Here is a 13,741-nt window from a genome sequence, read left to right on the forward strand (position 1 = left end):
CCGGACATGAGCGGCCTGCCCCTGCCCGTATCCGGACCTGGGCGCCGCCGAACGCGCCCGGCAACGGCCGTACATGTGCGCAATCCTTCCACCCGCCCTGTCAGCGTGCCTATCCCACCTCCTATATATAGGCAGCCGGACGCTGTGCGCTGGAAGCCAGTCACCGGCGGCGGCACACTAGCGCCCCCGCCTTTGCTGGATGTCCCCGTGCCGGTTTCGTCGCTACAGCAGATTCTCGATGCCATCCAGACCGCGGCAGCCCAGCATGCCCGCAGCGACGTCCGCCTGCTGGCGGTCTCCAAGACCAAGCCTGCCGAGGCCATCGCCGCGCTGGCCGCGCAGGGACAGCGCGCATTTGGCGAAAACTACGTGCAGGAAGCCGAGACCAAGGTCGCCACGCTCCGCGCACTACAGCTGGAATGGCACCTGATCGGTCACCTGCAATCCAACAAGGCCGAGCTGGCCAGCCGGTGCTTCGACTGGGTGCAGACAGTGGACCGCCCCAAACTGATCCCGCTGCTCGCGCGCCACCGCCCGGACGACCGCGCACCATTGAATGTGCTGATCCAGGTCAACATCGACGATGAGCACAGCAAACACGGCTGCGTGCCGGAGGCGATCGACGCGCTGGCCGACGCCGTCGCATTGCAGCCCACATTGCGCCTGCGCGGATTGATGGCCATCCCCGCGCCGTTTCCGGAAGCGGCGCGGCGCGCAGAAGCGTTTACCCGCATGCAGGTGCTATTCGAACAGCTGCAGCAGCGCTTCGCGCAGGTGGACACCTTGTCGATGGGCATGAGCTCGGATTTCACCGAAGCGATCGCAGCCGGCGCCACCATGGTGCGGGTGGGCACGGCGCTATTCGGTGCACGCGTGCCCGCGCCCGACGCATCCGCCTGATCCGCGCTGCATGCACGCACGCACCATCCATTCCTGCTTACTGGAGCTTCCAATGACCCTGCCTTCCGCGTCTGCGTCGTCCGCCAACGCCGGCTCCATCGCCTTCATCGGCGGCGGCAACATGGCGCGCAGCCTGATCGCCGGACTGATACGGCAGGGGGTGCCGGCCGCCTGCATCCGTGTCGCCGAGCCAGTTGCCGACCTGCGCGCGGCGCTGTCGCACGATTTCGGCGTGGAGACGCTGGACAACGCATGCGAGGCCGCCGATGGCGCGCAGACCTGGGTGCTGGCGGTCAAGCCACAGGTGATGGCGTCGGTTTGCGCGCAGCTGGCCGATCTTGCCCAGGCCCGGCAACCGCTGCTGGTCTCGATCGCGGCGGGTATCACCGCAACGCAGTTGCAGCGCTGGTGCGGCGGCGAGGTGGCCGTGGTCCGCGCAATGCCCAATACCCCTGCCCTGCTCGGTGCCGGCGTCACCGGCCTGTACGCCACTGCACGCGTCTCCCAGACCCAGCGCGCGCAGGCAACCGAGTTGCTGCAGAGTGCCGGCGTCACCGTGTGGATCGACGAGGAGACACAGATGGACGCGGTGACGGCCGTTTCCGGCAGTGGGCCGGCCTACGTGTTCCTGCTGGCCGAAGCGATGGAAGCGGCGGCACAGGCGCAGGGACTGCCGGCCGACACCGCCCGCACGCTGGTTCTGCAGACCCTGCTGGGCGCCTCGCGCATGCTCACCGAATCGGGCGAGGCACCGGAGGTACTGCGGCGTCGGGTGACCTCGCCCAACGGCACCACGCAGGCGGCCATCGAGACATTTCAGGCCGGTGGTTTTGAAGCGCTGACAGCACAGGCCATTGCCGCAGCCACCGAACGCGGCCGTAGCCTGTCAGCCGCCAACGATTAGGCGAGCTGTGCCTGCTGCACGGCTTGCGGTTGCTGCAAGGTGTGCGGTCAATGCAAACGCACAGCAACACGCTATTCCGGAGCGGGCTTCGGTCGACCGCGCTCCTGGACGCAGAGCCGCGGGCGATACGGGCTTGCAGTGCAAGGGCGCGATGCTGCCACCGAACTGCAGCGCCCAGCGCCCCATGCACCGCGCATGCGGACAGTGCAATCGATGCCAATCAATGCCACGCCGGCCATGTCCTGGCGCGGCATTGCTATTTCCCGCAATTGCCATTTCCCATAACGGCGCGTGCACCGACATCGTGTCCTGAGCCTGCGCGCGTTCGCGCAAATGCGTGCATGCGCGCGCAACCTGCCTGCTGCTTTGCGTCAGATGCGACGCAAACCTGCGCGTTGTGCGTGTTGGGCAGGGTGTTTTGCACGCGTTCTGCGCCGCTGGTGAACGAATCCCGGTCGAAAGACGCTTTTTTTCGGCTGTTTCATCGTTTGCCTATTGGCGGCGCGCAGCAGTTGCCCTACATTTCGCGTTGCCGACCGGGTCGGCAGACCCAACACCACCAACGAATACGGAACGCATAACTCATGGCAAAAACCGCCGCTAAGAAGGCTGCCCCCAAGAAGGCAGTGAAAAAGGTCGCCGCCACCAAGACCGCAAAGCCGGCCAAGGCCGCTACCAAGACCGCCGCGCCGAAGCCGATCAAGGAAGCCCTGAGCAAGACCGGCCTGGTCGCGCACATCGCCGAATCCACCCAGCTGGCTCCTAAGGACGTCCGCGCTGTACTGGCTTCGCTGGAAGCCACCGCACATGCGTCGCTGAGCAAGAAGGGCGCTGGCAGCTTCACCCTGCCGGGCATGCTGAAGATCACCTCGGTCAACGTGCCGGCCAAGCCGAAGCGCAAGGGCATCAACCCCTTCACCAAGGAAGAGCAGATCTTTGCCGCCAAGCCCGCGACCTGCAAGCTGAAGATTCGTTCGCTGAAGAAGCTTAAGGACGCCGCGCTCTGATCGAGCGCGCATCCGGTGTCATCGAGACGGCCTTCGGGCCGTCTTTTTTTTTGCGCAGTTCCAGGAGCGGCTACCGACACGTAGCGAGCAGTCGTCAGGTGGGTGCGCACGACGCACAGGATCCGGAATGTACGCGTGGCACATGCCAGGCGAGCACCGGCCGCGCCCGCCTGGCGATGCGCGCAGTCGATTTGTGAGCTGATCTAAACGCCATGGCAGCGCCGCACCACACGCCACTCATCACCGCTCGCCTACCATGAGCGGCATCCCCCAAACACCATCATCCGTGACATCTGCACCTCCCACTTCAAGCCCCGCACGCCGGCTTCGTCGCCGCCTGCTGTGGATCGCGGCGCTATGCGTCCTGGCGGTCGGTGCGCGCTGGGCGTGGCAGCTTCCGGTGGCCGAACGACTCCGCACCACCTGGGAACTGTCGCAGATGCCGGCACCGCAGGCGTTGCGGATTCCGGTGCAAGACGTGCGTGCCCGGCAGATCGCGGACACTTTCGGCGCGCCACGGGGACGCGACCGCACGCACGCCGGGGTCGACATCTTCGCGCCACGCGGCACACCGGTGCTGGCATCGACGCGTGGCGTCGTCAGCGCGATCCGCGATCGCGGCCTGGGCGGCAAGCAGGTCTGGGTGCTCGGTCCGGCGATGGAACGGCACTATTACGCGCATCTGGACGACTGGGCAACAGGCTTGGCGGTAGGCGATGTAGTCGCGCCCGGCACGCCACTGGGAATGGTCGGCACCACCGGCAACGCGCGCGGCACGCCGCCGCATCTGCACTATGGGGTGTATGGGCGCAACGGTGCGTACGATCCGCTGCCGCTGCTACGCAAAACCGCGCCTTCGTCGGCCGATTGAGCACGCTGGAACACTGCGTCATGGCCTGTCCTATCGAGTGCGTCGCGGGCTGCGCCTATGGTGGTGATATCCCGAAGTGACGCGGCCACCATGTCCCGAAAACGCTATCGCATTACGGTCACGCCCATCGAAAACGACGGCCGCCCCTGCGACGACCGCTGCACCATCGAGTTCGAACAGCGCTCGCGCGCCGACTGGATGCGCCTGCTCGAGGAATTGCATCTGCGCCGCGACCTCAGCAGCGATGAGTGCGCTGCACTGACGGTGGGATCGCAACTGCTGGAAGACCTGGCCGCGCGGCCACGCGCGCAGCCCAGTGACGCGCTGGACGCGTTGCGGCCCAGGCTGCAGTTGCTGCTGGAACGCCTGCAACGCGTGCACCCCGGGCCCTGAGCGCACAGCTGGCTGCATAGCACCGTTACACTGCGCGCTTCGGGGACGGAGAGGCGCCATGCGCTGGATCGCTATTGCCATATCGCTGGCCGCACTTGCCGGCTGCAGCTGTCAGCGCAGCGCAGATCACCAGATCGACGCGGCAACACCCCCGTCCACGGCGACCACGCCACCACCACCGACCGATGCGGCCGATCGCAGTGTATCGGCGCCACCTGCGGCCGATGCGCTCGCCGCTGCGCAAGCGCGTACCGACCTGGCCGAAGCAGGCGCCACCGTGCAACGCTACCTGGGCGCCCTGCCCGGCGTTGCCCGTGCCGATGCCGATGCGCTGTGGACAGGCGGGCGTCCGCCACCGGTGCCGGATGACGCTGTACTGCGTGCGACGACCGACATCCAGTCGATGCGGATCAATAACGACCCACCGGTCCTGCTGGACCCGGACAACCCGCAGCGACGGATCGAAGTGCCGGTGCGCATCATCGTGCGACGTGCGTCCGGTACGCAGCAGCTGGTTGGCGCTTATCGCCTGCAACCGCGCGCAGGCAGCAATACCCTGGAGATCTACTCGGCCACGCTGCACCCGGTACTGCGCTAACCCGTGGTTCACCGACGCAGACTAAGGTTGTCTCACCTGTTGCCGGAGTCACTCGATGAAACTGCGTTCGCTTGCCGGATCCGCGCTCGCCCTTGCCATGGCACTGCCTGTCAGCGGCGCGTGGGCGGCGCCACAGATCCAGGGACACCAGATCAGCGTGCAGGCCAGCGATCTGCAGCAGTATCTGGGTGGCCGCTTCCCGCAGACGCATGACGCGCTCGGCGGGCTGATCGAAATGACCGTCAGCAACCCGGCGCTGTCGCTGCCGCCGGGTGACCGGATGAAGATGGCGTTCGACCTGGCGGTTGCCACCGCAGGCGCCGCGCCGGCGCCAGTGGGCAATGTCACCTTGACCAGTGCGCTGCGTTACGACACTGCCAAGCAGGGCTTTTATCTGGACCAACCCAGCATCGACGATTTCCGCCCGGCCAACGCCGGTGCAAAGCTCGACCACAGTACCCGTCAGCTGCTCAATACCTGGCTGGCCGACTATGCACGCAAGGAACCGATCTACCGGATCGATCCGGCGATCGCCGCCTCCATGGGCGCGGTGCAGGTGGAGTCGGTGGGAATCCAGAACGGCCGCGTGGCCGTCAACTTCAACCAGAACATCGAGCAACTGGTGCCGGCAGCGGCGCTATCGGGAAAATAGGCCACTCACATCGTGTCTGCACCAGGCAGGACCGCCAGGTGCGACGCAATCAGCTCCTAGACGAAGGCCCGACGCGCAGCGCCGGGCCTTCCCTCATCAGATGCATGCTTATGCCGTCAGCGCTTCTGCGACTTCGGCCTTACGCAGTCAGTGCCTTGGCAACCGCAGCACTGAAGGCGGGAATGTCATCAGGCTTGCGACTGGTGATCAACTGACCGTCCACCACTACTTCCGCATCCTGCCAGCGCGCACCGGCGTTGCTCAGATCGGTCTTGACCGACGGCCACGACGTGACATTGCGGTCGCGAACCAGGTCGCTTTCCAGCAGCAGCCATGGCCCATGGCAGATCGCGGCAACCGGCTTGTTCGCCGTGGCAAATGCACGAATAAAGCTGATCGCCTGCGTGTTGGTGCGCAAGGTATCGGGATTGAGCACACCGCCGGGCAGCACCAACGCGTCGTAGTCTTGCGCCATCGCCTTGTCCAGCGAACGGTCCACCGCCACCGACTGGCCCCAATCGGTGTGATTCCAGGCGCGGATCGTGTCCGCATCGCCCGACGCGATCACATCGACCTTGGCACCCCAGGATTCCAGCAGGCGCTTGGGTTCCAGCAGTTCGGACTGCTCAAAGCCATCGGTGGCAAGCACTGCGATGGTCTTGCCAGAGAGCGAATACGACATGGGGGGCTCCTTACTGAAAGAAGCCCGCACCGTAGGCAGCGTGGCGTTGCGCACCCGTGAACCGATGTATGCGTCGCGTCAGCGCGCAACGCGCGTGCACATGTTCAGCGCTTGAGCTGCAGCATCGTGCCGGTGCAGTTCTTGGAGCCGCAACGGCATTCCCAGATCTTCTTCAGCCGCGGCGTATGCCGTTCGCTCAGGGTGATGCCGTAGTTGTAGGTCAGCTCTTCGCCGGGCTTGATGGCGCGCTTGGCCTCGATGAAGATCTTGTCCTTGCTGCGGTCATCACCCTCGGCCTCCTCGATCACCGCTTCGCAATTGGGATTGCAACTGTGGTTGATCCAGCGCGCGACGTTGCCCTCGTAGTTGGCATCCAGGACGTAATCGTCGCTGAGCGTAAACAGGAAGGTGTGCCCACTCTCCACATCGCCGGTGTCGTCTGCATCCACTTCGGCATGCGTGCGCAGGCGGCCCTTGTACTGGATGATCCGCTCGCCCTTGCGGAGCGGGGCGAGGGCGAACATGCCGTTGCCGTGGATACGTGACTTGCGGGCGGCAACTTTGCGCGACATGTAAGGGTCCGGTGATGGGGCCGCTCATTGTGACTGCAGCGCGCCCGGGCGCCAAGCACAAGCGCGCCAACGCCGGCAATGGATTGCGCTTGCCGTTGGCTGAACCGGGTGATTGGCCCTGCCGCGCCCAAAAGCGTACAATTTCGGTCCGCTTTCGGATTTCCCCGCCCGCTCATGCTGCGCGTCACCAAACTCACCGATTACGCCACTGTCGTGCTGACCGTGCTGGCTGCGCGCAGCGAGCAGGTGCTCAGTGCCAGCGAGCTGGCCGAGCAAGCCGGCCTGGAAGCGCCAACCGTGAGCAAGATCCTCAAGCCGTTGTCGCAGGCCGGCCTGGTCGAAGGCCTGCGCGGCGTGCATGGCGGCTACCGGCTCGCACGCGCGGCCAGCGAGATCACCCTGGTGGAAATCGTCGAGGCAATGGAAGGCCCGCTGGCGATTACCGAATGCAGCCAGGACCACAGCCAGTGCGGCATCGCGCAGACCTGCGGGGTGCGCTCCAACTGGCGTCTGATCAACGACGTGGTGGGCGATGCCCTGCGCCGCGTGACGTTGGCGCAGATGCTGCAGCCCCTCTCCCTCCCTGGCGACAGCCGCCGGCGTTCCATCGCCGCGCGCGTCGCGACCACCTGACCTGTAGGCAGCCCGATGGCCACCGAACTTGCTCCTCCGCAGAATGCGCAGATCCTCGAACGGCTGGGCCGGCGTTACGACGCCGGTTTCGTCACCGAGATCGAATCCGATTCGCTCCCGCCCGGCCTGGACGAAGATGTCATCCGTGCGCTGTCGGCCAAGAAAGACGAGCCGCAGTGGATGACCGACTGGCGTCTGGAGGCCTACCGCCATTGGCTGAAAATGCCGATGCCGGAATGGGCGAAGCTGCAGATCGCGCCGATCGATTTCCAGGCACTGAGCTATTACTCCGCGCCCAAGGGCCCGAAGTACGCCTCGCTGGACGAGGTGCCCAAGGAACTGCTCGACACCTACGACAAGCTCGGCGTGCCGTTGCACGAGCGCGCACGGCTGGCCGGCGTGGCGGTGGATGCGGTGTTCGACTCGGTCTCGGTCGGCACCACCTTCCGCAAGGAGCTGGCCGAAAAGGGCGTGATCTTCTGCTCGATGTCCGAGGCCATCAAGGAACATCCGGAGATCGTCAGGCAGTACCTGGGCAGCGTGGTGCCGGTGGGCGACAACTACTTCGCCGCGCTCAACTCGGCGGTGTTCTCCGACGGCAGCTTCGTGTTCATTCCGAAAGGCGTGCGTTGCCCGATGGAACTGAGCACCTATTTCCGCATCAATGCCGGCCACACCGGGCAGTTCGAGCGCACCTTGATCGTGTGCGAGGACAAGGCCTACGTGTCGTATCTGGAAGGCTGCACCGCGCCGATGCGCGATGAGAACCAGCTGCACGCGGCAGTGGTGGAGCTGGTGACGCTGGAAGACGCCGAGATCAAGTACTCGACGGTGCAGAACTGGTACCCGGGCGACGAGGAAGGCCGTGGCGGCATCTACAACTTCGTCACCAAGCGTGCGGAATGCCGTGGTGCGCGCAGCAAGGTCACCTGGACCCAGGTCGAAACCGGCTCGGCGATCACCTGGAAGTATCCGTCCTGCGTGCTGCTCGGCGACGATTCGGTGGGCGAATTCCATTCGGTGGCACTGACCCATCATCGCCAGCAGGCCGATACCGGCACCAAGATGATCCATATCGGCAAGCGCACCAAGAGCAAGATCGTCAGCAAGGGCATCAGCGCCGGGCGCGGCCAGAACACCTACCGCGGCCTGGTCAAGGTGGACCGCAATGCCGATGGCGCGCGCAACTACACCCAGTGCGATTCGCTGTTGATCGGCAAGCAATGCGGCGCGCACACCTTCCCCTATATCGAGGTGAAGAATCCCGGCGCCACCGTCGAGCACGAGGCCACCACCTCCAAGATCAGCGACGACCAGCTGTTTTACTGCCGTGCACGCGGCATCAGCCAGGAAGACGCGGTGTCGCTGATCGTGGACGGCTTCTGCAAGCAGGTGTTCCGCGAACTGCCGATGGAGTTCGCCGTGGAAGCCAAGAAGCTGCTGGAAGTCTCGCTGGAAGGCAGCGTCGGCTGACGCATCTCCCTTCTCCCCTCGGGAGAAGGTGGCGCGCAGCGCCGGATGAGGGTACGGGCGAAGCCTCGCGCCCCCAAATCCAGGAGACGCTTCGCGCCGACCCTCACCCCAACCCCTCTCCCGGCGGGAGAGGGGCTACATAAGAATTCTGACGGACCATCAGCATGCTCAACATTCAAAATCTCCACGCCAGCATCGCCGGCAAAGACATCCTCAAGGGCCTGTCGCTGGATATCCAGCCGGGCCAGGTGCACGCCATCATGGGACCCAACGGCGCCGGCAAGTCCACGCTGGGCAACGTGCTGGCCGGGCGCGATGGCTATGAGGTCGGCGAAGGCAGCGTGCAGTTCGAAGGCAAGGACCTGCTCGAGCTGCCGCCGGAAGAACGCGCGGCCGCCGGCCTGTTCCTGGCCTTCCAGTACCCGGTGGAAATTCCCGGCGTCAACAACACCTACTTCCTGCGCGCCGCACTCAATGCGCAGCGCAAGGCGCGTGGCGAAGACGAGCTGGACTCGATGCAGTTCCTCAAGCTGGTGCGGCAGAAGCTGGCCGTGCTGCATCTGAAGGACGAGCTGCTGCACCGTGGCGTCAATGAAGGCTTCTCGGGTGGCGAGAAGAAGCGCAACGAGATCTTCCAGCTGGCCGTGCTCGAGCCCAAGCTCGCCATCCTGGACGAGACCGATTCGGGCCTGGACATCGATGCGCTCAAGAGCGTGGCCGACGGCGTCAACGCGCTGCGCTCGCCGGAGCGTTCGTTCCTGGTGATCACCCACTATCAGCGCCTGCTCGACTACATCACCCCGGACGTGGTGCATGTGCTGGCCGAAGGCCGCATCGTGCAGAGCGGCGGCCCGGAACTGGCGCTGGAGCTGGAAAAGCACGGCTACCACTTCCTCAAGGACCGCGTGGTGCCCGAGGCGGCTGCCTGATGAGCGCCCTGCTGGAATCCCTCGCCCGCGGCTTCAGCGGTAACGATGCGCGCCGGGTCGAACTCGATGCCGCGCTGCAGGCCGGCCTGCCCGGCCCGCGCGCCGAAGCCTGGAAGTACACCTCGCTGCGGCAGCTGGAGCGGCGCAGCTTCCAGCCCGCACCGCTGGTGCCGACGCTGATCGATGCCGCCGTGCTGGACGAGATTCCGTCGCCGCGCCTGGTATTGGTCAACGGGCGGCCGTCGCAGGCACTGAGCGATCTGTCGACCTTGCCCGATGGCGTGCAGCTGGGCACCTTGTCCGCGTCGCTGGCCGAAAGCGGCCAGGCGCAACAACTGCTCGGCCGGCGCTTCGACGGCAGCGACGAGATCTTTGCCCGCCTCAATGCGGCACTCGCCGATGAAGGCGTGCTGGTGCAGGTGCAGGACGCTGCGCAGATCGCGCTGCCGTTGCATCTGGTGTTCGTCAGCGTGGCCGGCGAACACGACCTGGCCTGGCATCACCGGCATTTGATCGAGTTGCGTGCCGGCGCGTCGTTAAATGTGGTCGAACATCACCTGCATGTTGGTGATGCGGCGCACCTGGCCAACAGCTTGATGCATGTGCACTTGGCGCAGAACGCGGTGTTGTCGCATGCACGCGTGCAGGCCGACGGCGCGCAGGCGACCTCGCTGCTGCGCACCGATGCCGTGCTCGCGCGCGATGCGCGCTACCAGCGCGTGGATCTAGAGCTGGGCGCCGGCCTGTCGCGACACGAACTCAACGTGCGCCTGGAAGGCAGCAACGCCCGGCTCACTGCCAATGGCGTGCTGCTGGGCAATGGCCGCCGTCATGTGGACACGCGCCTGGGCATCGAACACATCGCCCGCGATACCGCCTGTGAGCTGGTATGGCGCGGCGTGGGTGCCGATCGCAGCCGCGTGGTTTTCCATGGCGGCATCCGCATCCGCCCCGGGGCCGACGGTACCGATGCGCGGCTGTCCAACAAGAATCTGCTGCTCTCGTCCAACGCCGAAATCGACACCCAGCCGGTGCTGGTGATCGACGCCGAAGAAGTGCAGGCCGCACATGGCGCCACCGTCGGCCAGCTCGATGACAATGCCTTGTTCTATCTGCGCTCGCGCGGCTTGCCGCAGGCGCAGGCGCAGCGGTTGCTGAGCGCCGCATTCTGCCACGAGCCGTTACGGGTACTGCCGGACGCGCTGACCGCGGTGCTGGCGCTGCAGCTGGACCGCGCCCTGAATTCGGCGGGCGTGGCATGAATGCACCGGCCGTCACGCAGGGCAGCGCTCCGGACTGGGAGCGCGTTCGTTCGGATTTCCCGCTGCTGATGCGGCAGGTGCACGGCAAGCCGCTGATCTATTTCGACAATGCCAACACCGGGCAAAAGCCGCTCCAGGTGATTGCGGCCACCGACGAGTTCTATCGCCGGCAGAACGCCAATGTCAGCCGCGCAGTGCATGCGCTGGGAACCGAAGCAACCGATGCGTTCGAAGGCGCGCGCAGCAGGCTGGCGCGCTTTCTCAACGTGCGCGCCGACGAGCTGGTGCTGTGCAGCGGCACCACGTTCGCGATCAACCTGGTGGCTTACTCGTGGGCGCTGCCGCGGCTGGGCCCGGGTGATGTGATCCTGATCTCGCGCATGGAGCACCACGCCAACATCGTACCGTGGCAGCTGGTGGCCCAGCGCACCGGCGCCAGCATCCGCGTGGCCGAGATCACGCCCGATGGCGCGCTGGATCTGGACGCACTGCGCAAGGCGATGACGCCCGAGGTCAAGCTGCTCGCCGTTACGCATGTGTCCAACGTGTTGGGCACGGTGAACCCGGTGCGCGAGATCTGCCGCGACGCGCGCAAGCGCGGCATCGTCACCGTGGTGGACGGCTCGCAGGCGGCGCCGCACCGGCGTATCGACGTGGCCGCGATCGGCTGCGATTTCTATGCCATCACCGGCCACAAGATGTGCGGCCCCACCGGTACCGGTGCGCTATGGGCGCGCCGCGAACACCTGCAGGCAATGCCGCCGTTTCTAGGCGGCGGCGAGATGATCAAGGAAGTCAGCTTCGAGGGCACCGTGTTCAACGATGCCCCGCACAAGTTCGAAGCCGGAACGCCCAATATCGCCGGCTTCGTGGGCCTGGGTGCGGCAGTGGACTATCTGGATACCCTCGGCCTTGCGCACGTGGAAGCCCGCGAGGCGGAGCTGCTGGCGCACTTCACAGAGGAGCTGCAGCGCATCGACGGCCTGCGCATCTTCGGCACCACGCCCGACAAGGCAGCGGTGGTGTCGTTCCTGGTAGAAGGCGCCCACGCGCACGACCTGGCCACCCTGCTCGACCTGGAGGGCGTGGCCATCCGCTCCGGCCAGCATTGTGCGCACCCGCTGCTGCAGTACTACAACGTGGCCGCCACCTGCCGCGCTTCGCTGGCGTTCTACAACACCCACGACGAGATCGAGCGGTTTGTTGCTGCGCTGAAGAAAGTGCGGACGCTGCTCGGGTAAGTAGCAGACCCTTCAGTTCTCTGCGCCGTTGCAGTTCCTTCTCCCGCCGGGAGAAGGTGCCCGTAAGGGGCGGATGAGGGTACGTGCAAAGCCTGGCGTTGCTCGGTAGTAGACCCTTCAGTTCTCTCTGCCATTGCGATCCTTCTCCCGCCGGGAGAAGGTGCCCGGAAGAGGCGGATGATGGTACATACGAAGCCTGGTGTTGTTCGACTGCGTGAGCGCTTCGCTGCGCACCCTCCCCCCCCCCCCCCCCCCCCCGGCCCGCGCTTGCGACGCGAGCGCTCCAAGGCACGCGCGCCCGTGGCGCGCAAGCCGTGCCTCTCGCGCCGACGGGAGAGTGGCTCGCTCAGCGGATCCTGCGCGCACCGAGCTAACTGGCATGCATAGCTGATGCAACCGACAAGCTCCAGCGATTCCCAATTCCCAATTCTCGATTCCCCATTCCCGATTCCCGATTCCCGCTAAACTGCCCCTCATGCAGACCACCACCTTCCGCACTGCCACCGTCGATGACATCGACGCCCTTGTCCAGCTGGTGACCTCGGCCTATCGCGGCGACAGCAGCCGTGCGGGCTGGACCACCGAGGCCGATATCCTCGATGGGGCCCGCATCGATCCGGCCGTGCTGCGTCAGGACATCCTGCGCGAGCGCAGCCTGGTGCTGCTGGTCGAACAGGATGGCCGCCTGCTGGCCTGCGCGCATATCGCCGACGACGACGGCACCGGGTATTTCGGCATGTTCGCGGTCGATCCGTCGCTGCAGGGCAGCGGGCTGGGCAAGACCTTGCTGGCCGAAGGCGAGCGCATCGTCTCCACCGAGTGGAGACTGCCGCTGATCCGTATGGCCGTGATCGACGTCCGGCACGAGCTGATCGCCTTCTACGAACGCCGCGGCTACCGCCGTACCGGTGTCTTCAAGCCCTTTCCGTATGGCGACGAACGCTTCGGCGTCCCCCTGCGCCAGGATCTGCGCTTCGAAGTCCTGGAAAAGCACTTCGAGCACGCCACGCCGTGAGCGAGACCTGGACCTTCGTCTGCGCCAGTGATGCGTTGCTGCCCGGCGAAGTGCAGACCGTCTGGGACGAAGTGACCGACACCCCGATCGTGGTGTTCAACCTCGACGGCGCGCTGTATGCGCTGGAAGACCGCTGCAGCCACGAGGACTACGAGCTGTCGCCCGGCAGCTTCGACCCGGTGGCAGGCACCATCGAATGCCAGCTGCATAGCGCCCGGTTCGATATCCGCGACGGGCGCCCGTTATGCGCGCCTGCCTACACCGCCGTCCCCAAGTTCCCGATCAAGCGCGAACACGACGGCATCTGGACCCGCGACGATCGCTGACCGCGACGTCGCATAGGCAAGCAGCGCAGCGGGCAAGCAGAGGTCCCGCTACCGCCTGTCGGCAGGATTGCAAAGAAGAATGATTTGCATTTAAGATCGCAGCCCTTCAGGCCTTCTTAACAACTGGCCTTCTGCGATCCCATGCGCCCAGCCCTGCCCAGCCCCTGCTCCGCCCCATTCTTCTGCCTGCGCCCAATGGCGCTGCGCCCCGGTGTGTCTGCGAGATCGCTGCGGCGCACTGCGTCGGACTAGCTGGCGCGTCATTTCTTTCGTCATCCCCATC

General features: G+C 65.6%; 16 protein-coding genes and 1 other RNA gene. 14 read left to right on the forward strand and 3 right to left on the reverse strand.

From position 1 onward, the window contains the following. Positions 1-207 precede the first annotated feature (207 nt). The 3 genes from A7D17_RS00360 (at position 208) to A7D17_RS00370 (ending at position 2,811) form a co-directional block, all read left to right on the forward strand. Complete coding sequence (locus tag A7D17_RS00360) at positions 208-900, forward strand: YggS family pyridoxal phosphate-dependent enzyme (RefSeq protein ID WP_064507459.1); 693 nt, start codon at positions 208-210, stop codon at positions 898-900. A 52-nt stretch (positions 901-952) separates the two neighbouring features. Then, positions 953-1,804 carry a pyrroline-5-carboxylate reductase gene (gene proC, locus A7D17_RS00365; RefSeq protein ID WP_064507270.1) on the forward strand — a complete coding sequence of 284 codons (852 nt, stop codon included), beginning with the start codon at positions 953-955 and terminating at the stop codon, positions 1,802-1,804. Between the two features lie 584 nt (positions 1,805-2,388). Further along, complete coding sequence (locus A7D17_RS00370; RefSeq protein WP_064507271.1) at positions 2,389-2,811, forward strand: HU family DNA-binding protein; 423 nt, start codon at positions 2,389-2,391, stop codon at positions 2,809-2,811. A 68-nt stretch (positions 2,812-2,879) separates the two neighbouring features. Here the strand turns inward: A7D17_RS00370 and A7D17_RS00375 are convergent. Further along, positions 2,880-2,955: non-coding RNA, sX9 sRNA (locus A7D17_RS00375), on the reverse strand. A 112-nt stretch (positions 2,956-3,067) separates the two neighbouring features. Between A7D17_RS00375 and A7D17_RS00380 the strand changes: the two genes are divergently transcribed. The 4 genes from A7D17_RS00380 (at position 3,068) to A7D17_RS00395 (ending at position 5,325) form a co-directional block, all read left to right on the forward strand. Continuing rightward, entirely contained in the window at positions 3,068-3,682 is a 615-nt protein-coding gene (locus tag A7D17_RS00380) for a M23 family metallopeptidase (protein WP_064507272.1), read from the forward strand. 90 nt (positions 3,683-3,772) lie between these two features. After that, positions 3,773-4,075, forward strand: coding sequence for a DUF3861 family protein (locus A7D17_RS00385; protein ID WP_425479546.1), 303 nt, complete (start codon positions 3,773-3,775; stop codon positions 4,073-4,075). A gap of 256 nt (positions 4,076-4,331) precedes the next feature. Next, the gene (locus tag A7D17_RS24655) at positions 4,332-4,673 is read left to right on the forward strand and encodes a hypothetical protein (protein WP_082861629.1); all 342 of its coding nucleotides are present in this window, start codon (positions 4,332-4,334) and stop codon (positions 4,671-4,673) included. 55 nt (positions 4,674-4,728) lie between these two features. After that, on the forward strand, positions 4,729-5,325 hold the full coding sequence (locus A7D17_RS00395; protein ID WP_064507275.1) for a DUF1439 domain-containing protein: 597 nt from the start codon (positions 4,729-4,731) through the stop codon (positions 5,323-5,325). Between the two features lie 139 nt (positions 5,326-5,464). Here A7D17_RS00395 and A7D17_RS00400 read toward each other — a convergent pair whose 3' ends face one another. Together A7D17_RS00400 and A7D17_RS00405 are read right to left on the reverse strand one after the other, a co-directional pair. Continuing rightward, positions 5,465-6,007 (reverse strand): type 1 glutamine amidotransferase domain-containing protein, encoded by a 543-nt coding sequence (locus A7D17_RS00400; protein ID WP_064507276.1) that lies wholly within the window; start codon positions 6,005-6,007, stop codon positions 5,465-5,467. A 104-nt stretch (positions 6,008-6,111) separates the two neighbouring features. Then, on the reverse strand, positions 6,112-6,579 hold the full coding sequence (locus tag A7D17_RS00405; protein WP_064507277.1) for an SET domain-containing protein: 468 nt from the start codon (positions 6,577-6,579) through the stop codon (positions 6,112-6,114). A gap of 174 nt (positions 6,580-6,753) precedes the next feature. On the opposite strand from A7D17_RS00405, the gene A7D17_RS00410 reads away from it, so the two are divergent. The 7 genes from A7D17_RS00410 to A7D17_RS00440 all read left to right on the forward strand — a co-directional run bounded on the left by A7D17_RS00410 (position 6,754) and on the right by A7D17_RS00440 (position 13,458). Further along, positions 6,754-7,212, forward strand: a complete 459-nt coding sequence (locus A7D17_RS00410; RefSeq protein WP_029218812.1) for an SUF system Fe-S cluster assembly regulator — start codon at positions 6,754-6,756, stop codon at positions 7,210-7,212. Positions 7,213-7,227: 15 nt separating this feature from the next. Further along, entirely contained in the window at positions 7,228-8,685 is a 1,458-nt protein-coding gene (gene sufB / locus A7D17_RS00415) for a Fe-S cluster assembly protein SufB (protein WP_064507278.1), read from the forward strand. Positions 8,686-8,849: 164 nt separating this feature from the next. Continuing rightward, positions 8,850-9,614, forward strand: a complete 765-nt coding sequence (sufC, locus tag A7D17_RS00420; protein WP_064507279.1) for a Fe-S cluster assembly ATPase SufC — start codon at positions 8,850-8,852, stop codon at positions 9,612-9,614. Further along, positions 9,614-10,876 carry a Fe-S cluster assembly protein SufD gene (gene sufD / locus A7D17_RS00425; RefSeq protein ID WP_064507280.1) on the forward strand — a complete coding sequence of 421 codons (1,263 nt, stop codon included), beginning with the start codon at positions 9,614-9,616 and terminating at the stop codon, positions 10,874-10,876. Before sufC ends, sufD begins: the two co-directional genes overlap by 1 nt. Beyond that, entirely contained in the window at positions 10,873-12,117 is a 1,245-nt protein-coding gene (locus A7D17_RS00430) for a cysteine desulfurase (protein ID WP_064507281.1), read from the forward strand. Before sufD ends, A7D17_RS00430 begins: the two co-directional genes overlap by 4 nt. 475 nt (positions 12,118-12,592) lie before the next feature. Then, the gene (locus A7D17_RS00435) at positions 12,593-13,132 is read left to right on the forward strand and encodes a GNAT family N-acetyltransferase (protein ID WP_064507282.1); all 540 of its coding nucleotides are present in this window, start codon (positions 12,593-12,595) and stop codon (positions 13,130-13,132) included. Then, positions 13,129-13,458 (forward strand): non-heme iron oxygenase ferredoxin subunit, encoded by a 330-nt coding sequence (locus tag A7D17_RS00440; RefSeq protein WP_064507283.1) that lies wholly within the window; start codon positions 13,129-13,131, stop codon positions 13,456-13,458. The genes A7D17_RS00435 and A7D17_RS00440 overlap by 4 nt, the downstream gene beginning before the upstream one ends. The last annotated feature ends 283 nt before the right edge of the window (positions 13,459-13,741 follow it).

Source organism: Xanthomonas floridensis, assembly GCF_001642575.1.
GTDB lineage: Bacteria > Pseudomonadota > Gammaproteobacteria > Xanthomonadales > Xanthomonadaceae > Xanthomonas > Xanthomonas floridensis.